Annotated in this window: 21 protein-coding genes and 1 pseudogene; 9 read left to right on the top strand and 13 right to left on the bottom strand. The window is 60.1% G+C overall.

What is annotated here, in order from left to right; genetic code table 11:
* Nucleotides 1–13: 13 nt before the first annotated feature.
* The gene (locus tag FYJ85_RS19530; protein ID WP_154420363.1) at nt 14–889 is read right to left on the bottom strand and encodes an AraC family transcriptional regulator; all 876 of its coding nucleotides are present in this window, start codon (nt 887–889) and stop codon (nt 14–16) included.
* Between the two features lie 294 nt (nt 890–1,183).
* Between FYJ85_RS19530 and FYJ85_RS19525 the strand changes: the two genes are divergently transcribed.
* From FYJ85_RS19525 to zwf, 5 genes are read left to right on the top strand one after another with little or no spacing between them, the layout of a single operon-like run.
* Complete coding sequence (locus FYJ85_RS19525; protein WP_154420361.1) at nt 1,184–1,543, top strand: hypothetical protein; 360 nt, start codon at nt 1,184–1,186, stop codon at nt 1,541–1,543.
* A gap of 2 nt (nt 1,544–1,545) precedes the next feature.
* On the top strand, nt 1,546–1,995 hold the full coding sequence (locus FYJ85_RS24490) for an alpha-amylase family protein (RefSeq protein ID WP_154420360.1): 450 nt from the start codon (nt 1,546–1,548) through the stop codon (nt 1,993–1,995).
* Nucleotides 1,949–3,640, top strand: coding sequence for a glycoside hydrolase family 2 protein (locus FYJ85_RS19515; RefSeq protein WP_106055078.1), 1,692 nt, complete (start codon nt 1,949–1,951; stop codon nt 3,638–3,640). Before FYJ85_RS24490 ends, FYJ85_RS19515 begins: the two co-directional genes overlap by 47 nt.
* Nucleotides 3,637–4,419, top strand: a complete 783-nt coding sequence (locus FYJ85_RS19510; RefSeq protein ID WP_154420359.1) for a substrate-binding domain-containing protein — start codon at nt 3,637–3,639, stop codon at nt 4,417–4,419. Before FYJ85_RS19515 ends, FYJ85_RS19510 begins: the two co-directional genes overlap by 4 nt.
* A 17-nt stretch (nt 4,420–4,436) precedes the next feature.
* On the top strand, nt 4,437–5,921 hold the full coding sequence (zwf, locus tag FYJ85_RS19505; protein WP_106055076.1) for a glucose-6-phosphate dehydrogenase: 1,485 nt from the start codon (nt 4,437–4,439) through the stop codon (nt 5,919–5,921).
* Nucleotides 5,922–6,330: 409 nt separating this feature from the next.
* On the opposite strand, the gene FYJ85_RS19500 is transcribed toward zwf, so the two are convergent.
* Together FYJ85_RS19500 and FYJ85_RS19495 are read right to left on the bottom strand one after the other, a co-directional pair.
* Nucleotides 6,331–7,032 (bottom strand): radical SAM protein, encoded by a 702-nt coding sequence (locus FYJ85_RS19500; RefSeq protein ID WP_158704269.1) that lies wholly within the window; start codon nt 7,030–7,032, stop codon nt 6,331–6,333.
* 70 nt (nt 7,033–7,102) lie between these two features.
* Nucleotides 7,103–7,723 carry a prepilin-type N-terminal cleavage/methylation domain-containing protein gene (locus FYJ85_RS19495; RefSeq protein WP_206213336.1) on the bottom strand — a complete coding sequence of 207 codons (621 nt, stop codon included), beginning with the start codon at nt 7,721–7,723 and terminating at the stop codon, nt 7,103–7,105.
* A 227-nt stretch (nt 7,724–7,950) separates the two neighbouring features.
* Between FYJ85_RS19495 and FYJ85_RS19485 the strand changes: the two genes are divergently transcribed.
* The 4 genes from FYJ85_RS19485 (at nt 7,951) to melA (ending at nt 13,595) form a co-directional block, all read left to right on the top strand.
* Nucleotides 7,951–9,024, top strand: coding sequence for a substrate-binding domain-containing protein (locus FYJ85_RS19485; protein ID WP_154420357.1), 1,074 nt, complete (start codon nt 7,951–7,953; stop codon nt 9,022–9,024).
* A 3-nt stretch (nt 9,025–9,027) separates the two neighbouring features.
* A complete protein-coding gene (locus tag FYJ85_RS19480; RefSeq protein ID WP_106055073.1) occupies nt 9,028–9,705 on the top strand; it encodes a prepilin-type N-terminal cleavage/methylation domain-containing protein in 678 nt (225 codons plus the stop codon).
* Between the two features lie 25 nt (nt 9,706–9,730).
* Nucleotides 9,731–12,058 (top strand): hypothetical protein, encoded by a 2,328-nt coding sequence (locus FYJ85_RS19475; protein WP_154420356.1) that lies wholly within the window; start codon nt 9,731–9,733, stop codon nt 12,056–12,058.
* Nucleotides 12,059–12,263: 205 nt separating this feature from the next.
* The gene (gene melA, locus FYJ85_RS19470; RefSeq protein ID WP_154420355.1) at nt 12,264–13,595 is read left to right on the top strand and encodes an alpha-galactosidase; all 1,332 of its coding nucleotides are present in this window, start codon (nt 12,264–12,266) and stop codon (nt 13,593–13,595) included.
* A gap of 459 nt (nt 13,596–14,054) precedes the next feature.
* Here melA and FYJ85_RS19465 read toward each other — a convergent pair whose 3' ends face one another.
* The 10 genes and pseudogenes from FYJ85_RS19465 to FYJ85_RS24340 form a co-directional block, all read right to left on the bottom strand.
* On the bottom strand, nt 14,055–14,222 hold the full coding sequence (locus FYJ85_RS19465) for a hypothetical protein (protein WP_154420354.1): 168 nt from the start codon (nt 14,220–14,222) through the stop codon (nt 14,055–14,057).
* Between the two features lie 28 nt (nt 14,223–14,250).
* A complete protein-coding gene (locus FYJ85_RS19460) occupies nt 14,251–15,183 on the bottom strand; it encodes a GDP-L-fucose synthase family protein (protein WP_420856504.1) in 933 nt (310 codons plus the stop codon).
* 5 nt (nt 15,184–15,188) lie between these two features.
* On the bottom strand, nt 15,189–16,241 hold the full coding sequence (gmd, locus tag FYJ85_RS19455) for a GDP-mannose 4,6-dehydratase (RefSeq protein WP_177994640.1): 1,053 nt from the start codon (nt 16,239–16,241) through the stop codon (nt 15,189–15,191).
* 4 nt (nt 16,242–16,245) lie between these two features.
* Nucleotides 16,246–16,440: a hypothetical protein gene (locus FYJ85_RS19450; protein WP_106055069.1), complete on the bottom strand. Its 195-nt coding sequence runs from the start codon at nt 16,438–16,440 to the stop codon at nt 16,246–16,248.
* On the bottom strand, nt 16,437–17,399 hold the full coding sequence (locus FYJ85_RS19445; RefSeq protein ID WP_106055068.1) for a UDP-glucuronic acid decarboxylase family protein: 963 nt from the start codon (nt 17,397–17,399) through the stop codon (nt 16,437–16,439). The genes FYJ85_RS19450 and FYJ85_RS19445 overlap by 4 nt, the downstream gene beginning before the upstream one ends.
* A 19-nt stretch (nt 17,400–17,418) precedes the next feature.
* Nucleotides 17,419–18,591 (bottom strand): glycosyltransferase family 4 protein, encoded by a 1,173-nt coding sequence (locus FYJ85_RS19440; RefSeq protein ID WP_154420351.1) that lies wholly within the window; start codon nt 18,589–18,591, stop codon nt 17,419–17,421.
* Nucleotides 18,592–18,598: 7 nt separating this feature from the next.
* Nucleotides 18,599–19,747 carry a non-hydrolyzing UDP-N-acetylglucosamine 2-epimerase gene (wecB, locus tag FYJ85_RS19435; RefSeq protein ID WP_154420350.1) on the bottom strand — a complete coding sequence of 383 codons (1,149 nt, stop codon included), beginning with the start codon at nt 19,745–19,747 and terminating at the stop codon, nt 18,599–18,601.
* 2 nt (nt 19,748–19,749) lie between these two features.
* The gene (locus FYJ85_RS19430; RefSeq protein ID WP_106055065.1) at nt 19,750–20,871 is read right to left on the bottom strand and encodes a polysaccharide biosynthesis C-terminal domain-containing protein; all 1,122 of its coding nucleotides are present in this window, start codon (nt 20,869–20,871) and stop codon (nt 19,750–19,752) included.
* Nucleotides 20,868–21,305: a WxcM-like domain-containing protein gene (locus FYJ85_RS19425; RefSeq protein WP_154420348.1), complete on the bottom strand. Its 438-nt coding sequence runs from the start codon at nt 21,303–21,305 to the stop codon at nt 20,868–20,870. The genes FYJ85_RS19430 and FYJ85_RS19425 overlap by 4 nt, the downstream gene beginning before the upstream one ends.
* Nucleotides 21,292–21,771: pseudogene (locus tag FYJ85_RS24340) on the bottom strand (polysaccharide biosynthesis protein); the annotation flags it as partial. The gene FYJ85_RS19425 and the pseudogene FYJ85_RS24340, both read right to left, overlap by 14 nt.
* Between the last annotated feature and the right edge of the window lie 125 nt (nt 21,772–21,896).

Here is a 21,896-nt window from a genome sequence, read left to right as displayed (position 1 = left end):
AAGCGAAAACGCTTCACCGGCCTGCCGTCCGCCGGGGAGAGGTCCCGAATTCCCGGCGGAACCGGCGGTAGAAATAGCTGATGTCGCGGAAGCCGCAGCGGCGGCAGAGTTCCGGGATGGAAAACTCCTCCTCCCCGGCCAGCAGTTCCTTTGCCCGCTTCAGCCGGAGCCTCAGGTAGGCGGATGAGATGTTTTCCCCCGTCTCCCGGCGGAACAGGACTCCGAGCCGGGAGCGCGAGAGCCCGGTCAGGAGCGTGAGCTCTTCATAATCGACGCCGCTTTCCAGATGTTCCGCGAGATAGGCCAGCACGGTCCGGGCCGGCTCCGGGCCGCCGGAGCGCCGCCTGTTCCGGAGTCGGCAGGCGTTCCGTTCCAGAAGCAGCAGAAGTTCGATGAGCTGGGTACGGAGCATTTCCCGGCAGTTGTTCCGGCCGGAACGGTACTCCCGTTCCATTTTGCGGAAGAGCCCGGCGACGGAAGGCGGAGCGCTCTGGACGCAGAGATTCCGGACCGCCTCCGGCGGCGCGGAGGAACCGGGGCGGAGGATGGAGAAGAAACCGGAGGGATCCCGGAGTTTCTCCAGCCGGTCTTCGATCAGTTCCGGCAGAAAGCAGAGGTTGCATATCTCCAGCTTTGTTTCCGCCAGCCGGTAGCGGGTCTCCGACTCGGGATGAATGAACAGAACCGTGCCCGGCGACAGGAGATATTCATGTCCGTTGATTTCAATGCTTCCCTTTCCGGCAATCACGTAAACCAGTTTCCAGAAATTACGGCGGAAGAGAACCTCCGGGAGGTCGCCGGGCGCATGGGTCCAGCGGAAGATGGAAAAGGGGAATCCCAGTTCCATCGCTTCCCCCAACCGGTATTTGGAGATGACTTTTACATCCATGGCTCTCCCCCATTCCGGCGGCGTTCTGATCTCTCTTCCGCCGCCGCCGGATGACTGTTCAAAAGAATGTAGTATGGCCGGGCCGGGAATTCAAGCGGGAAAAGGAAACACGCCTGTTTTTTCTGAAATGCGGGGCCCCTCTGACCGCAGTCGGGTTCCGCCTGATTTGTCAACTGATCATTGGGCCGTTCAACATTGCCGCAGCCAAAGGAAACATGACAAATCATCATTTGAAGAAGGTACCGCTATCATCAGCAGTGCGCCGTCCGGCAGCTCGCGCCGGTGCCGCGCGAAATGATGCCGACGCTGATTTTCGGAAAGCCGTTCACCGTGACCGAATTCAATTACGTCTGCCCCAACCGTCACCGGGCCGAGGGCGGACCGCTGATCGGCGCTTACGCCTCCCTCCAGAATTGGGACGGTCTGTTCCGCTTTTCGCGGGCCCCGCATTCGGCTTTCGTGGTGAAACAGCAGCCCCTCGACGTCTTCGAAGCTGCCAACGATCCCCTTGCGCAGCTTTCGGAGCGGCTCACGGAACTGAAACAATCGGGAACCCTGCCGCTGCTCGTGCGGCGCACTTCCGTCATCATCCGGCTGCATGGTGCGGCGGGCTGTATTGTGACGGCGCTCTCTGCCTCGGAATCGACACCGTGATCATGACCCGGTGCGGTCTCAAACAGTGGCTGACCTATCCTTCGGAAGTATTGATGCGGCGTCAGAACTGTTACCGGCCCGCGGCGGATCTGGTCGAAATGTTTCTCGGGCTTTCGGACGAACTGAGCATGAAGTTCTTTTTCGGAACTTACGACTCCTGGAGCCACTGGCATGCGGCATTTCCACTCATCGGAGGCGCGCGGGGAAACGGGCTGACGGAACTCGCCCGGAGTGTTCAGCACAGAAAAATCCGGTCTGCCGCGATCCGGACCGTCGCGTCTCCATGCGGCCGCGATGGCGTCAGAATGGAAGAATCGGGTTTTCTCCTTGCAATCCCGTTTTCCGGATGTATCTTAAATCCGCATATCGACATGACGCGAACCAAGATAGAGGCAGGGAGAGGAAATGTACGCTTATCCGATTTATCCGGAACGGAATACGCAATCACTTGACGGGATCTGGGATTTTTCATTCCTCGGCTCCGACGCACCGAAGCTCGAATCGGTCAATCCGAAAGGCATCGCCTGCCGCGAACTCGCGGCCGTGCCCGGCTGTTTCGACGCGGCGCCGAAATATGCGGGCCGGCGCGGAGTCGGCGTCTACCGCCGCAGCGTGGAAGCTCCGGCCGGCGTCCGGCTCCGGCTCCGGATCGGCGCACTCGGGCTGCGCGGCCGCATCCTCTGGGACGGGCGCGAGATCGGGCTCAACGAACTGCCGTATTCGCTTCAGGAGTATGAATTCGACTCCGGCAGCAGCTCCCGGCATGAACTCGTCATCCTGATCGACAACCGGCTCGATTTCGCGGATACCCCCCTCTTCCACCATTTCTACGACTTCTACGGCTACGGCGGCATCTACCGCTCGGTCGAGCTCGAAACTCTGCCGGAAAAAGCACGCTTCGGGCGGGTCCGGGTCGAAACGCTCGACCTGTCGGGGCGCGTTCTGGTTTCCGGCACGCTCGGCGGCGGCTTCGCGGAGATTTCGGCCGGATTCGACGGCGCCGCGCCGAAGAAGGTCGATGCCGTTTTCAACGGGGAGGAGTTCTCGTTCGAAGCGAAGGTCCCCTCCCCCGCGCTCTGGAGTCCGGACAGCCCGAATCTGCACCTCATCACGCTGAAAACCGGAAGCGATACCGTCATCGAGCGTTTCGGCCTGCGCACCATCCGCTGCGAAAAGGGCGAACTGCTGCTGAACGGTCAGCCGCTCCGCCTGCGCGGCTACAACCGCCACGACGCGCATCCGCAATTCGGCCCGGCCATGCCGGACGAACTCTGGATCGAGGACCTGCAAATCCTGCGCGATCTCGGCTGCAACTTCATCCGCGGCTGCCACTATCCGCAGAGCCAGCGCTTTCTCGACCTCTGCGACCAGCTCGGTTTTCTGGTCTGGGAGGAGTCGCTCGGCTGGGGCGACAGCGTCGAAGTCCAGAGCGACCCGAAATTCCGCCGGCTCCAGGTCGAGCAGACGGTCAATATGGTCAAGGCGAGCATCAACCACCCGTCGGTCATCCTCTGGGGATTCATGAACGAGAGCGGCGACGACAAGGAGGTCGGCGCGTCGCTGCTGCGCGAACTCGCCGCCGCAGTCCGTGCCGTCGACCGCAGCCGCCCCGTCACCAGCGCCTCGATGCATATCCGGACGTCGATCGCGCTCGATGTGTTCGACGTCGTCAGTTTCAACCTCTATCCGGGCTGGTACGAGGGAGACAACACCGCCGACCCGCGTCCGCTCGACCGGATCGCCCCGACGCTCGACGAAGTGCTCGCCCGCCTCAATACGAAGGAGCTGCGCGACAAGCCGCTCATTCTGAGCGAAATCGGCGCCGGCGCGATCTACGGCTGGCGGGACCGGGTGGCCGGGATCTGGAGCGAAGAGTATCAGGCCGACTATCTTGATGCCGTCTGCGCCTATTTCAGGCGGAAGAAGCGGCTGACCGGCCTCGCGCTCTGGCAGTTCGCCGACGGGCGGACCTACGCGGCAGGCGGCGTGCTCGGGCGCCCGCGCGCCTTCAACAACAAAGGCACGCTCGACGAGTACCGGCGGCCGAAACTCGCCTACGATGTCGTGAAAAAACATTTCGGAGGCTCCGGTAAATGAAACTGATGCCGATTCTGGCCGTCATTCTGGCCGCCGCCTCCATCGCGGCGGCCGAGCTGCGCATCGCCGACGCGACCGGACACGGCGACATTCCGGTGCGGCAGCTCGCGTTGCGGCAGGCGCTGTCGGACCCGTCCGTACCGGTCAAATACGAACGCAGCGGCAAGGCGCAGGCGCTCGCTGGTCTCGCGGGCGGCCGGTTCGACCTCGTCATCATGGATGTCCCGGCCATTCCGGCCGATTTCAAGGGAACGCGCAAGGTCTACGGCGTCCGCGCTCTCGCCTTTTACGTGAATGTCGCCAATACGCTCGAGGGGGCCAAAAGCGACCAGCTGCGCGATATTTTCACCGACAAAAAGCCGCGCTGGCAGGATTACAGCTTCCTCGCGGCGGACATCAAACGCTACGGAATCCGGCCGGGCAAGCCCGGTGCGGAGCTGATGGCCGATTTCCTGCTGCGCGGCTCGAAACTGGCGGAGGAGACGACCCTGCTGAAATCGACCCCCGAAGTCGTGCTGATGACCGGCGCGGACCCGGCCGCGATCGGATTCGGAGTCTATCTGTCGAGCGCCCCGGTGCAGGTGAAGATGCTCGCCGTGGACGGCGTCGCACCGACCTTGAAAAGCGTCCGGGAAGCAACCTACCCGCTCGCCGTGAAACGCGCGGTGCTGGCCGCGAAAATTCCGGGCGAAACCGCCCGGAAATTCCTGGCGGAAATGGAGAAAGCGGACTTCCGCGACCTTGTGAAAGATGCCGGAATGGAGCCCGTGGAGAAATAGAGGAGGAGAGAAAAATCATGCCAGACGTCAGTTATTACCGCAGCAATTTCTGTGTGGAAATCCATCCGGCCCCGGGGTCGCTCGTCATCTTCGGCGCTTCGGGCGACCTTGCCAAGCGGAAACTTTTTCCGGCGCTCTACCACCTGTTCCGGCGCGGGCTGCTGCACGAGGATTCGCGCATCGTCGGCTGCGCGCGGACCTCTTACAGCGACGACGGCTTCCGTGACCACCTGCGCCCGTTCCTGACTGCCGGAACGGATGAACAGCGCAACGCGTTTCTCGCCAAGATCCACTACATCGCCGGCGACTACCCGGATCTCGATTTCTATCGCCGGCTCGACCGGTTCCTCGACAAGCTCGAGGCGAAAAGCGACCTCCCCGCCAACCGGACGTTCTATCTCGCGATGCCCGCCTCGCTTTACCCGGCGATCATCGACAAGCTCTCCGAAACCGGAATGCTGACGGAGGGCGACGGAGAGGATGCGCCGTGGCGGCACGTCGTCCTCGAAAAGCCGTTCGGCCGCGATTTCGAGTCCGCCGAGGCGCTCGACCGCGACCTGCACTCCCATATGCGGGAGGATCAGATCTACCGCATCGACCACTATCTCGGCAAGGACACGGTGCAGAACATCCTCATGCTGCGCTTTGCGAACCTGATCTTCGAGCCGATCTGGAACAGCCAGTACATCGACTCCGTCCAGCTCACCGTCTCGGAGACGCTCGGCGTCGAAGGGCGCGCCGGGTATTACGAACAGGCCGGGCTCCTGCGCGACATGTTCCAGAACCACATGCTGGAAATGCTCTCCCTGGCCGCCATGGAGATGCCCGCCAGCTTCTCCCCCGACGACGTGCGCGACGAAAAGGTCAAGCTCATCAAATCGATCCGCCCGTTCGACCTCTCGGAGCTCGACAGGGTCGTAGTCCGCGGCCAGTACGACGGTTACCGCGCCGAGCCCGGCGTCTCGCCGGAGTCGGAGACCGAAACCTACGTCGCCGCCAAACTCGAAATCGCGAACTGGCGCTGGGCCGGCGTGCCGTTCTACCTGCGCTCCGGCAAGAAACTCGGGGCGCGGAAGAGCGAAATCGCCATTGTCTTCAAGTCGATTCCGCACTCGATTTTCACCCCGATCCGCGCCCGCGACATGCAGCCGGACACTCTGGTGCTGAACGTACAGCCAGACGAAGGCATGGAGCTGACCATCCAGGCCAAGCAGCCGGGTCCGAAGCTCTGCATGGGGGGCCTCACGCTGAGCTTCCGTTACAGCGACCTCCCCGGCGGCGAGGGCTTCGACGCCTACGAGCGGCTCCTGCTCGACGCCATGCTCGGCGACCAGACGCTGTTCATCCGCAGCGACAGCATCGCCGAAAGCTGGCGGCTCTTCACCCCGCTCCTCGAAAACTGGTCGAAGCTGCCGCTCGAAACCTATGCGCCCGGCTCCGACGGCCCTGAACGCGCCGGCCGCCTGCTTTTCGCCGACAGCCGCGAATGGCGTCCGCTGTAAGGCACGGGGGAGACGAAGCAGATCACAGGGCTTCGCCGACAGCGCTTCGCCCTGGTCAGGGCGAAGCGCATAGCAGCGGGCCGGAAACCGGAATTACCGGCTGAAAGACCGGGCAAAACATTCGAAAATTATTTGAAGACCAATAAAAACACGTGCAAAACTTGCATTTTCATATTTTATCGAGTATAATATAAGTGAGCTTCTCTGACTCCAGAGAGATTATATAAAGGGCCAAAGGGTGCGCCAATCCCCTTTGGCTCCTTCTAATTTTCTCTCTTCAGTTTCCCGGCGTTGCACTTCCATCCCGACGGAGCACGGCATCGGCCGCAGGTCCGGGGGGGAATGGAAATGAAAATGCGGAGGAGGCTCGCCAATCGAATGCTCCCGGCGCTCCGGCCGGTATGGATACCTACTCCGTTTCGCCCGCGATCGTTTCGACCTGAAAACGGTGGTCGCGGCGCTTCAGGTCCAGCGCTTCCTCCGAAGTCAGGTGGGAGGAATCGACCCTCTTCAGGTAACTGCGGCAGAGCGCGAGCACTTCATCCATCTCGGCGTCGCCGGGACGGCGGTAAGGCTGGCCGGGCACGGGGATATACCCCATGATGTGAAACGGGATGTCGCAGCCGATACGGCTCAGGAACTTCATAAGCCCTTCGAACTCCGCAAGCCCGACCAGCCCCGGAACGAAAACCATGTTGGCCGCCATATCCAGCCCGGCATCGCAGGCGGCGGAAAAATTGTCGTAGATCAGCGCCTTTTCGCGCCCGGTAATCCGGCGGTGAAGATCATCGCTCCACGCCTTGAAGCCGACATTCGCGCCGTCGAGATCCGGCAGCGGCAGGCGGCTGCCGTTGGTATGCCCGAGCCGCGTCACGGCACCGAGCTCCCGCTTCGCAAACGCGAGCAGTTCCGGCAGCTCCTTCGCCGTGGTCGGCTCGCCGCCCATGAAATAGACCTTCTCCGGCGCGGCCTTCCGCAACGCCGCTTCGATCTCGGCGACGGAGAGAAAGCGCTTCGGAGGCGGGTACGAAAGTCCCGGCGCACCGTCCGCGCCGCTTCTCAGCCTATAGCTGCAGAAGCAGCAGCGAAACGTGCATCCGTAATTATGCAATGTTGTGAAATGCAGAGACTTATGACTTGTGATTCTATAAAAGGACATGATATGCTCGATGTTGTCTGGTTCACTCCCCGGGGATGCCGATTCCGGCGGCGTCGAACAAACGCGGCTCCGCGCCGGCAGCACGGAGATTTGCGGCGTGCCCGTCGCAGAAGAGCGCATTGAAACTTCCGCCCGGGTGGCGCGCGGAAAGATTGCTTCTGAAATCGCGGACGCTGCCGAAATAGTAGGTTCCGCCCGGCGTATCCGCCATGATGACCGTACGCGAGGCGTGCCGGATCAGCGAAGTCCTGATCGGGTTCCAGAAGCGGTACGGATACTTCGAATCGTACGGCTCTGAAAAATTGCAGGAGTTGACCCCGTAGCTGATGAGCACATCGCGCGCGCCGTACGCCTTCAGCTCCGGCTCGGACGGGCAGCGGTAGACCCGGGTATGATCCGGCAGATACCCCTTCAGCTGTTCGTACCAGTGCGCGCCGCTGCCGGAGAGGTACGCGCCCGGAAAATAGTCACAGTCGACCGCGTAGCTCTGCATGGCCGCACCGATCTGCCGCAGATTGCTGACGCAATTCGTCGAACTGGTCCGCGCCCGCACCCGCGCCAGCGCCGGCAGCAGCATCGAAACCAGAACCGCAATGACGGCGATCACCACCAGCAGTTCGACCAGTGTAAACTCTTTTTTCAAAATTCCTCCCGGATCACTTCCCATACATTACTCCGCCGGAAGCCGGAAATCAACCCGGTCCCGGAAAAAACCGGGAATCCGGCCCGTCTCCGGCCGCCTCCCCGCCTCCGCCGCCCGCGGTGTACGGCCGGACCTGACAAATTGTGCAAAAAGTTACGCACAGCTATTGTGCACACTGTGCAAATCCGGTAAAATATAATCGTAACCCCAAACGGAGAAACATCGGAATGAAACTCGAACCGCAAGTGGAAGAGCTTTACCGGACGCTGGACCGGGAACTCGACAACTTCCCGACCGGCGCCAAATTTTATTCGGTCCGGAAGCTGATGGACAAGTTCAAATGCCACCGCGGCGTGCTCGACGAAGTGCTTGAACGCCTCGAAGCGAACCGGCTGATCGACCGGGTGCCGCAGGTCGGAATCTTCAGCAGCGTGACCCGCCGCCCGAATGCGCGCAAAGTGCTGCTGGCCGTGCCGGACTGGCCGAGCGAACTGACCCAGGAGTGGAGCATGCGCGCCAGCCGCTACACGGAAACACACAAAAACTGGCAACTGTGCAAAATCATGCTGACGCCGGACCGCGACCCGGTTTCGTCGATCGACACCGCCGGGTACGACGCCGCCATCATCCAGATGCCGAGCACGACCGTGACGCTCGAGGACATGATGTGGCTCGGCTCCCTGCCGATTCCGGCCGTGCTGCTGAACGTCGACACCGGCAGCTTCGCAATCAGCAACGTCAGATCGGCCGACGGCGACGGCGCGATTCTCGGCTGCGACTACCTCTACCGGCACGGACACCGGCGGATCGCCCTCGTGCAGAGCGAGCCCCACACGCTCCCGGCCGAAAAACGCATCGCCACATTCCGCCGCATCGCCGATCTCTTCGGCATTCAACTGATTCATATCGACTGCATGACCGTCAGCGGCGAATTCGCACAGCACAAGGCCTACCTCGGCATGAAGCGTTATCTGGAGGAGAACGACGGACAGCCCGGCTTCACCGCCGTCTATGCGGTGGCCGGGGAAAGCGTGCCGGGCATCATGTCGGCCCTGCGGGAGTTCGGCTGTGAACTGCCGCGCGACATCAGTATCATGGCCCATTCGACCGAGCAGATCGGCCGTTATTATCACCCGGCCCTGACCGCCGTCTGCGCCGATCTCGAGGCGGAAGTCGAAGCGGCGTTCACCGGCCTCGCCGACGTCCTCGACAAAAAAACGCCGTTTTTCAAAACCGAAATCCCGATGCGCATCATCGAACGCGACTCCGTAAACCAAATCACTCCCGACGAAAGGATCTGACTCATGAAAACCAACCGTTTCACCCTGATCGAATTACTGGTGGTCATCGCGATCATCGCCATCCTGGCCGCGATGCTGCTGCCGGCGCTGAACAAAGCGCGCAGCCGGGCGCATGCGGTCAACTGCATCAGCAACCTGAAGCAGCACGGACAGACAATCGGGCTGTACGTACAGGACAACCGGGACTTCCTGCCGAACCGCGCGGAGATTCCGGACGCGGTCGCCGGCAGCAAAATCCTGAGCTGGCCGCTCCTTTTCAAGCCCTACACCGGCGGCTTCGCCTGCTGCGTCTGCCCGAGCGACATGGACAACCCGAGCATCGACGGCCGGCGCGAACCGTATCCGGCAAAGCTCGAAGACGCCTACTGGTACGACACGAGCTACCGGCTGCGCTGGCTGACCATGCGAAACAATGTGAACGCCATGCGCGGCACCATGCTCGGCCAGTATCGGCTGCCGTCCCGCCAGATGATCATGTACGACACGCGGGCGCGCCATGACGGGACCGATATCCAGGCGGCCAAAGAGGGGCAGCCGTATATCGCGCGCGTCCTGTTCAACTCGGTCTTCGCGGACCTGCATGCCGCCCCGCTGGTCGTCACCGGCGGCGGAACTTACGACCTGAACTGGTTCCCCTTCGGCAACTCGTTCGATCCGCGCATCGGTTATGATATTCAGTAATGTTCAGGCGGGAAAGAGATTTATCGTGAAATCTATTCTCAGACTGACCCTGATCGCGGCCGTCTCCGCCGCCGGCCTCTGCCTTCGCGGCGGCAGCGCGATCTTCGACCCGGCCGCCTCGGCCGCGAACTGGAGCTTCAACCCCGGAGCCGAATTCCCGGGAGCGAGCGGAGAAACCGCGGTCGATCCGGCCGCCGGCAAAGTGACGATCCGCGCCGAGTTCGCGGAGGACAGCCGGTACGCCGCCGGCGTCTACAAGCCCGAACTGCCGCCCGGAATCGAAAAACTCCGTTTCCGGGTCGTGCCGGACCGGGAGCTGGAAGCGCAAATCCGTGTGGTCGACGCTTCGGACCGGAGTTTCCAGACCGCCCGCACCCGGCTGGCGGCCGATACGCACGGAACCCTGACGCTCGACCTCGCAAACGGCGAGTGGCCGGAGAAGTGGGGCGGCAAGGAGCCGTCCGCCGCCGCTCCGCTCCTGCCGCTGAAAGAGATCCTGCTCATCGTGAACCGCGGCCCCGACCGCTCGGCCGCACTCCGGATCGACGCAGTAGAAGCCGAAGCGCCGTTCATCAACGGAAAGCCGTTCCGCGGCGAAGCGTTCCGGTTCTCCGCCTTCGGCTGCGACATCTCCGGCAACTGGACGAACGGCACGAACCCGAAACTCAAACTCGCCGTGACGGCGGCCGGAACGGTCCGTCCCGGCACGCGGCTGGCCGTCGCCTTCCCCGACATGTTCCGCGACAAGGTCGTCCGGTACGAGGTGAAGCCGGGGGAGAGCGCCGAATACGAATACGCGCCACCGCTCGTTCTCGGCGGAAATGCCTTCAACACCTACCGGATCGGCATCACGCTCGAGCAGGACGGCAGGACGGTCGCCGGCGGCGCGACGCTGCTGCGCGGCGCGGATTCGCCGGATTGGAGCCGCCGCCTGACCTCCGCCGAAGTCCGGCAGTCGATCATCGGCTGCGGTGTGCACTTCAACTTCGCGCCGCAGCCGGCCGGCGATTTCGCGGTCTGGCACGACTACGAACGGATCATGAAGCTGCTCTCCGAGGCCGGAATCAAATACATCCGCGACGATTTCCAGCCGCGCCGCCCGGACGGAACGCCCGGAGCCGCCCCCGAGCAGCTGGCCCGGCTGAAGGCGGCGAAGAAGCACGGCTTCCGCGTCATCGCGATCATCCCGACCATGGCCGACCAGACGCTTGATTCTTTTCTCGAAGGTGTGCGCGGACTCGTCAGCGACACCCGCGACGATGTCGCCGTCTACGAGATCGGCAACGAACCGCACAACTTCGGCGGCTGGATTCCCCGCTTCGGCGGCACCTGGAACGCCCGGCAGCCGGACAATTCGACCTCTCCCTGGCTGCTCGAACATGCGAAATACGCGAAAGCCGCGGCAGACCTGATCCACGAACTCGCGCCGCAGGCCGAAATCATCGGCGGCGGCTGCGTGACCGCGGCGAACATCCGCTATCTTCAGTCCGGGGTGTCGGAACACCTCGACGGCATCGCGGACCACCCGTACGCGAACATGCTCCCGCCGGAACGGCTGATGTTCGGGACTCCGTTCGAAGGACGCGACGGCGTTAAGGCGGGCGGTTCGGAGCTCACGCTGCCGGAAGTCGTCGCGGCCTACCGCGAACAGTTCGAAACGATGAACCGCCGCGATCTGTCGCTCTACTTCACCGAATTCGGGTATACGACCTACGTTTACGACGGGCGGCGCGAACGCGAGCAGTACGGCTTCGCGGCCTATACGGAGGAGGCGCAGGCGGCCTACATCGCGCGGCGTTTCCTGCAGTGCTTCACGCTGCCGGCGGTCAAAGCCGTCCTGCAGTACGACGGCGTCGACGACTTCGGAGGGAAACCGTTCGACCCCGAAGCGAATTTCGGGCTGCTGCGCGCGGACCTCTCCCCGAAAGCCGCCTATTTCGCGGTGCAGAACCTTGCGACGCTCTTTGACGGCGTCCGGTACCGGCCCGAACTCGACCGGCTGCTGAAGATCGAGGAACAGCCGCTCCAGCGCGCCGCGAAACGCGAGCATCTGCTCGACTGGGAAGGGAACGGCAGGGTCCTGCTCAAAGCCGACAATTCGCTGCATGCGCATCTTTTCGCCACGAACGGCGGGCTGCGCCTCGCGGTCTGGTCCGGTCAGCAGTATTCCGGCGAATTTGCGAACCGGACCGCCGAAATCCGCGTCCGGGGCAAGGCCGGCAGCGCGGGCAGAACCGTCGGCACCGACCTGGTCAGCGGCAAGTGCTTTGACGTGCCGTCCCGTCCGGACGGCGGCGACCTGCTGCTGACGCTCAGCGTCGGGAACAACCCGCTCGCCGTCACGTTCTTCTGAGCCCGGCGGCAGCACCGCACAACGGGCCGTTTCCCGGAAAACGTTCCGGAGAACGGCCCGCTTTGCGCCCGGAGTCGAAGAATCTGCCGGAAAAATCACATTCCCGTCCTTGACTATTCCCCGAGAGGGGCTAACTTTTTCAAAGGCGCCTTGCGCCGCTTGCGAAGGGAACCCTTATTCAACTCGAAAAAACAGGAAGCAGGTCATGGGCAAAAAGATCGCATTTATCGGGGCAGGCAGTTTCGGTTTCACCCGCGGACTGGTTCGGGACATCCTCTCTTTCCCGGCCTTCCGGGATGCGACGCTGGCGCTGATGGATATCGATGCCGAAAAGCTCGGCTTCGTCAGAACCGCCGTCGAACAGATCGTCGAAGCCGGCAAATATCCGGCGAAGATCGAAGCGACCTTCGACCGCCGCGAAGCGCTGAAGGATGCCGACGGGGTGATCATCACGATCCTGCAGGGCGGCTTTCCGGTCTTCCGCACCGACATTGAGATTCCGAAAAAGTACAACGTCGACATCAACGTCGGCGACACGCGCGGCCCCTCCGGCATTTTCCGGACGCTGCGCACGCTGCCGGTCATGCTGGACATCTGCAAAGACATCCGCGAGTGCTGCCCGAACGCGATCGTGCTGAACTACACGAACCCGATGGCGATGCTCTGCCGCGGCATGCAGAGCGCCTACCCCGAACTGCGCATTACCGGGCTCTGTCACTCCGTGCAGGGAACGGCCGGAATGCTGGCGAAGTGGATCGGCGCCCCGGTCGAAGAGATCACCTACACCTGCGCCGGAATCAACCATCAGGCCTTCTACCTCGAATACAAGTGGAACGGCAAGGACGCATATCCGCTGATCCGCGAGGCGATCACCGCCCGCAAGGAGGTCTACAACGAGGAGATCGTGCGCAACGAGATGTTCCTCGCGCTCGATTACTACGTGACCGAGTCGAGCGGACACAACTCCGAATACAACGCCTGGTTCCGCAAGCGCCCGGACCTGATCGAAAAGTACTGTACGCACGGGACCGGCTGGAATCCGGGCGAATACGCCTATATCGTCAAGAACTACGAAGAGCGCCAGGCCAGATGGAAGGAGCTGACGCAGGAGGAGCTGGCGAAACCGGTCGAGCTGGCGCGCGGCAACGAATATGCGAGCAACATTTTCAACGCGGTGTTCGGCGACAATACGCGGTACGAATTCAACGGGAATGTCCGCAACTTCAACCTGATCGACAATCTGCCGCACGGCTGCTGCGTGGAGGTTCCGGTGGCGGCTTCCCGCGACGAGCTGCGGATCTGCCGTGTCGGGGCGCTGCCGCCGCAGCTTGCGCTGCTCAACAACATCAGTGCGCGGTGTGAAGAGCTCGCCATCGAAGGTTTCTTTGCGAAGGACCCGCACATGATCTTCCAGGCGGTCATGTTCGATCCGCTGACCAGCGCGGTGCTTTCGCTGGCGGAGACCCGTGCCATGGTCAACGAGATGTTCGAAGCGAACCGGGACTACCTCGGTTACTTCAACTCTCTGAAGGCGTAGGAGGCGTATAAAAGCGGCCGGAGCCGACGTCGGCTCCGGCTCTCTGCCGGTCCGGGGCCCGGGATGACGCGCCCCGGCCGCCGGAGAGAAGCAGCGGAATGGAACCGGTTATTACCGCTTCCCTTACGATTGTCGCTCTTCTTCGGCCATGCCTCAGGCGCGCAGCTGCACCGACAAACGGCAGCCGGCGGAGGATACAGCACGAATTCCCGGGAACGGACAGGAAGCCCAAACGGCATGATCACCAGGACTTCTTTCCCTTCACATCCGCATTCATATCGCCATTTTCTTCTTTTGCGGGAAACGGCGGACACGACTTCTCCCGCCCATACGGACAATACGGCATGCTCGAAGAACAGGGCCGCCCGTCGCACCGGCCGGAGCCGGAAACGCGAAAGAAATCACACCGTTTCCGCACCGCTGCCAGAAATCGTTTCAACGGCGTACCTTCCATCAGAATCATAAAAAAACGATCGTCCGTCCCCGGCTCGCAGCCGGGCGAAGCATGCCGATCCGGTGATTGACGCGAAGTGATGCCAAAACGAATCCGATTGCCGAAATTTCGCATTTCGGATAACGATTCGCCTTGTCTCGAATCCCGTCAGTCCCGGACAGCTTCTTCTGCATCCTTTAAATTCCCGGCGACAAGCCATATTCATGACAATTTCAGATCGGCATACTCCCGCACAGTCCGTTCAATCCCTTCATCGAGCGTAATCTCTGGCTTCCATCCAAGTTTTCTCGCTTTGCTCGAATCCATGAGTTTGCGGTACATGCCGTCGGGTCTGGAGGCGTCCCACCTGATTTCTCCTCTGAATCCCGCCGCAGCGGCGATCTTTCCGGCCAGCTCCCTGATGGTGATGTCGCTGCCGCTGCCGATGTTGACGACCTCCGGGTCGTTGTGGTTCTGCAGGAAGAAGTAGACCGCGTTCGCCACGTCGTCCACGTGCAGGAACTCCCGCAGCGGCGAACCGGTTCCCCAGAGCACCTCTTCTGTCTTGTTTTCGCGCGCCGCCGTCACGAAACGCCGCACGAACGCCGGGAACACATGGCTGTTCTCCGGATCGTAGTTGTCGTTGGTTCCGTAGAGGTTGCACGGCATCAGGCTCACCGTGTTCCAGCCGTACTGCCGGCTCAAATAGAGGCAGAGCTTGTACCCGGCGATCTTGGCCAGCGCGTAACCTTCGTTGGTCGGCTCCAGCGGCCCGGTCAGCAGATACTCCTCTCTGATCGGCTGCGGCGCACGGCACGGATAGATGCAGCTCGAGCCGAGAAAGCAGAACTTCCTGACTCCGTGCAGGTAACTCTGCATGATCACATTGTTCTGGATCTCGAGGTTCTCAAGCAGGAATTCCGCGCAATGCGTCTTATTCGCCATGATTCCGCCGACCTTCGCCCCGGCCAGAATCACGTAATCCGGCTGTTCGGCATCGAAGAACTCCTTCACCGCAAGCTGATTGCGCAGGTCGAGTTCGGCGCGGGCGCGTTTCAGAATGTTCGAGTAGCCCTCTTTTTCAAACTTCCGCACGCAGGCGCTGCCGACCATGCCGCGGTGGCCGCAGATGAAAATTTTCGCGTTTTTGTCGATCATGTTCAGAACCCGATCTCGTAGCCGGGCTGGTTCAGCAGCCGTAAATCTCCGTCCACCATGATCTTGACCAGTTCCTCGAACTTCACCTCCGGCCTCCAGCCGAGCTTCTCCTTCGCCTTGGCAGGATTGCCGAGCAGCTGCTCGACTTCGGCCGGACGAAAGTAGCGCGGATCGATCCGGACCACCGTTTTTCCGGTCGTCGTGTCGATGCCGGTTTCGTCAACACCCTCGCCGCGCCACTCGAGCGGACGGCCGAGATATGCAAAACTTCTCTCGATAAATTCCCGGACCGTATGCATTTCGCCGGTCGCAACCACATAATCGTCAGAGGTTTCCTGCTGCAGCATCAGCCACATCGTCCGGACATAATCCGGAGCATACCCCCAGTCGCGGCAGGCATCGATATTGCCCATATAGAAGCACTCCTGCAATCCGCGGTGAATCCGCGCCGCCGCCATCGTGATCTTGCGCGTCACGAAGGTCTCGCCCCGCCGCGGAGACTCGTGATTGAACAGTATCCCGTTGCTGGCGTGAAGATTGTACGCTTCCCGGTAATTCTTCGTGATCCAGAAGCCGTACAGTTTCGCAACCGCATACGGACTGCGCGGATGAAACGGAGTCTCTTCCGTCTGCGGCACTTCCGCGACTTTTCCGTAAAGCTCCGAAGTAGACGCCTGATAGAAGCGGGCGGGCACCCCGGTTTCCCGGATCGCGTCCAGCAGCCGCAAAGTCCCCAATGCGTCAGTCTCCGCCGTGTACTCCGGAACCTCGAAGCTCACCCGCACGTGACTCTGCGCACCGAGATTGTACACCTCATCCGGAGCGATCTTTTCGACCAGCCGGTTCAGGTTCGACGAATCGGTCAGGTCTCCGTAGTGAAGGAACAGCCGTACTCCGTCCAGATGCGGATCGCGGTACAGATGGTCGATCCGCCCCGTGTTGAAGCTGCTCGCACGCCGGATGATGCCGTGCACCTCGTACCCCTTCTCCAGCAGCAGCTCGGTCAGATAGGAACCGTCCTGACCCGTTATGCCCGTAATCAATGCTCTTTTCACGTTTTTACCCCACAGTCACACTTCCGGCCGGATTGCGCGGCCGCTCGATCGCGCATCCGCGCTTCTCGACAATATAACATGCAAACTGCGGCAGTGCAACCGCCGTCGGCAGAAGCGCCTTTCTGATCTCCGCAGCCGAGTTGCCGCCGAAGACATCCGGCACCGGCGCGAAGAATGCTTTCCACCGTGTTTTTCTCACTGTCCCATGCAGAACGCACGATCACTTCTGAGCAATTCGTCAAAATATGCGATCGTCCTGCTCAATCCCTCCCGAAGCGGCGTGGACGGCTGCCAGCGGAGCAGTTCCCGCGCTCTGGCGATATCCGGTCTGCGCTGCCTGGGATCGTCGGCCGGAAGCGGCCGGCGAACGATTTCCGACTTCGAATCCGTGAGCTCGATTATGGTCTCCGCCAGCTGCAGAATCGTGAACTCCTCCGGATTGCCGATGTTGATCGGGCCGGCCACTTCGTCCGGAGTCGCCATCATCCGCATCATTCCGTCAATCAGGTCATCCCGATAACAGAAGCTCCGGGTCTGACTGCCGTCCCCGTAGATGGTGATGTCTTTCCCCTGCAGTGCCTGCAAAATGAAATTGCTCACCACGCGACCGTCGTTCGGATGCATCCGCGGACCGTAAGTATTGAAAATCCGGATCAATTTCGTCCTCAAACCGCACTGCATCCGATAACAGTTGAAAAGCGTCTCCGCACAGCGCTTCCCTTCATCATAGCACGAGCGAATCCCGATCGGATTTACATTTCCCCAATAACTTTCCTCCTGCGGATGCACGGCGGGATCGCCGTAAACCTCGCTGGTTGAAGCCTGAAGAATCCCCGCGTTGAGCCGCTTGGCCAGTCCCAGCATGTTGATTGCGCCGTGTACGCACGTCTTTACGGTCTGCACCGGGTCGCGCTGATAATGAATCGGCGATGCCGGACAGGCCAGATTGTAGATTTCATCGCACTCCACATACAGCGGAAACGTCACATCATGCCGGATCATCTCGAATCTGGAATCATCCAGCAGATGATAGATATTGCGTTTCGCACCGGTATAAAAGTTATCGACGCAAATCACCTCGTTGCCCTGTTCCAAAAGTTTTTCACAAAGAAAGCTGCCCAAAAAGCCGCTGCCGCCGGTTACCAGAACTCGTTTCATTCTCTTTCCTGCCGTATTGTCAATGAACCAATAGATTTGTCATGTTGCGAATCGTTTTTTCCCGGGAGAATTCATCGCGGGACAACGCCAGCGCATGTTCACGCCAGTCCGCGAATCTGGCGGCCGGAGCCTCGCACATCGCGTCGAACGCACGGCCGATCGCCGCTTCATCCGCCGGGTCTGCGACCAGACCAAGATCATGCTGCCGGATCAGGTCAGCCGTATCGCCGCGGACCAGCCCCAGAATCGGCCGGCCGGCCGCGATGTAAGCTTGAAACTTGGCCGGAATCGTCAGATCAAATTCCGGCTTCAGCGAGATGATCAGCACATCGGATTCCGCAAAATATTCCGGCATCTCCTCACTGGGACGCCGCCCGGTGAAAACGATGTTGCGAAAGCCGTTGTCAACCGCCTGTTTCTGCAGGCGGTCCAGATAAATTCCGCCGCCGACGATGCGCAGTTCGGCATCGGCGCGGTTCCGCTTTCCGAAAGCGTCAATGACCTTGTCCAGATTCTGGACTGAACCGATGTTGCCGGCAAACGTGAAGATTTTCTTCCCGTCGGCACGGCGCGGCGGCAGCGGCGTGTCATGGGTCGTCCACTGCGGAAGGAATACAACTTTCTTCCGGGTATAGGGTTTCAGCTTTCCGACGAATCCCGGGCACGACACCGTGATTGTCCGGAATGCCGTGTAAATGCTCCGGACCACGAGATTCAGGAACAACCGCATCGGCAGCGTCGGCCTGATGCCGTAGCTGTAGACTGTGTCCGGCCAGACATCCTGCGTCCAGATCATGCACTTCCGCCACCAGACAAAGCGGAATATCATCCCCGCGCTGGCCATGGATAGCGGCCCGGTATGATAAGCGAACACCCGGTCGCAGCGCCAGCCGTTCGCCAGCGCCCACAACGAGGTCCAGAAGGCGAAACTCAGGTAATTGACGATCTTGCGCTTCACGCCCCCGGTATTGTATCCGAGCACGGTCCGCACCCGGTGTACCGGGATCTCGTGAAATTCCCGGGTCGTCTGGAACAACCGATTGCGGTAGCCGCTGAAAATCCGGTCCCCGGGATAACTCGGAACCTGAGTCAGCACCTCCACTTCATGGCCGGCGCTCCGCCACTCCGCCGCCAGATCATTGATCAGAAACTCTTCCGGGAAGAAGCGTTCCGTCAGAATCAGAATCTTCATAGACGACTCAATGCTTTAATTCGACGCCTTCCCAGCGATTAGCCAGTTTAGCCGTGCCGAGAATCAATTTCAAAACCCGCCATGAGGTGTTCGACACCTGGTATTCCGGACAGATTTTATCGTATTTGCCGCCGTTTTCCCGAAATTCCGCCAGCACGACGTCAATGGAATTCAATACGGTTTCCGGGTCCAGTCCGGTCAGAATGATGGTTCCCGCATCCAGCGCCTCGGGGCGCTCCAGCGCCTGCCGGATCGTGATCGCAGGAAAATTCATCATGCTTGATTCCTCGCTGATTGTGCCGGAATCGGAAATCGCGCATTTGGCATTGAGCTGCAATGCGTTGTAATCGAAGAACCCGAACGGCTTCAGCCATTGAATCCGCGAGTCGATCCTGACATCGCCCAGAGCTTCGATCCGCTTGCGGGTACGCGGATGAGTCGAGACGACCACCGGCATGTCGTATTTCTCCGCAATCATATTCAGAAACAGGATGATCTTGCGCAGATTGCCGGGATAATCGACGTTTTCTTCCCGATGGCAGCTGACAATGAAGTAACGGTTCTTTTCCAGCCCCAAGGTCTGAAGAATCTTCGACTGCTGAATTTTATTCCGATACTGATTCAGCACCTCGTACATCGGACTGCCGGTGACGTAGATCTGGCGCTGCGGCAGCCCTTCGGCCAGAAGATGCCGGCGGGAATTCTCGGTGTAGACCAGGTTGAAATCCGCGATATGATCGATGATCCGCCGGTTGATTTCCTCGGGAACATTAAAATCATACGACCGGTTTCCGGCCTCCATGTGGTAGATCGGAATTTTCATCCGCCGGGCCATGATTCCCGCAACGGCGGCGTTGGTATCGCCCAGAATCAGTACGGCATCCGGTTTTTCCTCATGGAAGATTGCCTCGACTTTGATCAGGGTCTCGCCCAGGACATGCCCCAGGCTGGAGGTGTCCACCCCCAGATAATAGTCGGGCCTGCGCAGGCCCAGATCATCGAAAAAAACCTGGTTGAGTTCGTAATCGTAGTTCTGGCCAGTGTGAATCATTTTGTGATTCACATGCCTGTCCAGCAGCTTGACAACCGCCGCCAGGCGGATGATTTCGGGACGGGTTCCGACAATCGTCATGACTTTCAATTTGGACTCGGTCATTTTCATACCCTCTCAAAGTAAGTATCGGGATCGTCAGAATCATAAAACTCATTGATCCAGAAAATCGTATAAAGTTCGTCTGTTCCAATGTTGGTGATGTTGTGCGTGTACCATACCGGCATATCCACGAATGCCGGATGCTCTCCGTCGAGTTCAAACGCAAGCTTTTCGGCGGTTCCGACCCGGCGCAGTTCAATCCGCGCTTTCCCGCGGATGACGGCGAACCGCTCGATCTTACGCGTGTGATAGTGATTTCCCCGGGTGACTCCGGGACGTGTGGTTGAAAATGAAACCTGCCCGCCGATGCGGTCCAGCTTCACGGTTTCGACAAACATTCCCCGTTCGTCGCTGTTCTTTTTCAGGGCGAACGGATAAAACCGGGCATAATCGATGTAGCCGCAGAACGTGTTGAACAGCTGGATATCAAATCGGGTGGGGAGTTCCGGAATCACCCCCTGTTCGCAGTAGAGGCTCCGAAAGCGCTGAAAGGTCGCCAGCAGTTCGGAAACCCTGCGCTCATCCCGCCACGGAACCGGATACGGATTGACTCCCGCTCCCGAGCGGATGCATTTGAGAAATTCACGGCAGAGATCTCCGACATAAATCAGCTTGATTGAATTGTCGACCTGAATTTCCGGCTCCTCTCCGCGGATCAGTTTATGACAGAACGTCGCCGCGACTGAATTGTAATGGGGGCGGCCGTAAGGACCGAAAACATTGGGGATTATGCACCCCGTAAATTGCCCTCCGGTACGCTCCGCCCACTCCTGGAAAAGCCGGCGGCCCTCCTTTTTGCTGTCGCCGTAGGGGTTGTTGCGTTCCTCCTGAATCGAGCTGGAAAACAGCACGTGCGGCGTGACCTTTTCCGCCTCCATCGCATCAATCAGCTGCCTGACCAGACGGACATTCGTGTCATAAATCACTCCCGGGTCCGGATGGCGGTTCATTGCCGCCAGATGTACAATCGCATCACAGCTGCGCACAAATTCACGCAGGCCGGCGGGATCGGCGAAAAAAGCGTCTTCCCAGGGAATCCGCTCAAACTCCTCAGGCATGGTTCCCAGCAGATTATAAAGATGGGACCCCACAAAACCGGGCTGACCGGTAATACCGACTCGAATCATTTTACGGCGCTCCAATCGAACCAGTAGTCAGCAGGATAACGCCAGCTGTCCGCCTGGGCTTCGCTCAAGATTTTTCCGGAAAACACCAGCAGCACCGAGTCCGGCTGTTCGGCCCTGATGCAGTTGGCATAGCCTTCGGGGACGCAGATGATTTCGCTCTTCTGCTCGCTCAGGTGATATAATTCCGGCCTGAGCCCGCGTGACGGCGTCTCCCAGTCGTCGATTTCCACCAGGCCGAGCGTGAATGCACCTTTGACGCAGTAAAACCATTTTTTTTCAAACCGGTGCCCATGCCAGCCGCGGATTATCGTGATATCAGGATGATGAATGAAATAAAAACGTTCCACGCCGGGAAACCGAAAGTCGTTCAGACTGGAAATCCGGCCCCGCGCATCGCGGAAAATTTCACCTTCCACTATTTTAACAGCCGCCATCGCCCAACCCCAGATCCTGCCGGATCAGTTTCATTTTTTTCAACAGTTCCTTCATGCCCGCGACATCCAGACGCCGCGTGTTGTGGGAATGGTAGGTTTCGACCTCGTTGATTTTTTCCGATCCGACCTCGAAATATCTGTCATAATTCAAATCCCGGGTATCGCACGGAATCCGGAAGTAATCTCCCATATCCTCGGATTTTGCCATCTCCTCGCGCGTGACCAGCGTCTCATATAATTTTTCCCCGTGCCGGGTGCCGATAATCCGCACTTCGGAATCGGATTGATAGAGCTCCTTAAGCGCCTGCGCCAGCGTGGCCAACGTCGCGGCCGGGGCTTTCTGCACGAAGAGATCTCCGTTATCGCCGTGCCGCCAGGCGTAGATGACCAGATTGACGGCATCATCCAGCGTCATCATAAAACGGGTCATTTCGGGATTGGTAATAGTGATCGGCCTGCCGGATTTAGAGCTTATCCCTAAATAGGAGTTGAAAATTAAAAATAATATGCCATATTATCCTATCAGATAATGGAGGCGAGTATGGCAACGACAAAAGCATGGGAAGTATCGGACGGCTTCTGGTCCAAAGT

Source organism: Victivallis lenta (assembly GCF_009695545.1).
Classification (GTDB): Bacteria; Verrucomicrobiota; Lentisphaeria; order Victivallales; family Victivallaceae; genus Victivallis; species Victivallis lenta.
The sequence above is the reverse complement of the archived record's forward strand: the minus strand, read 5'-3'. Positions and strand labels throughout refer to the sequence as shown.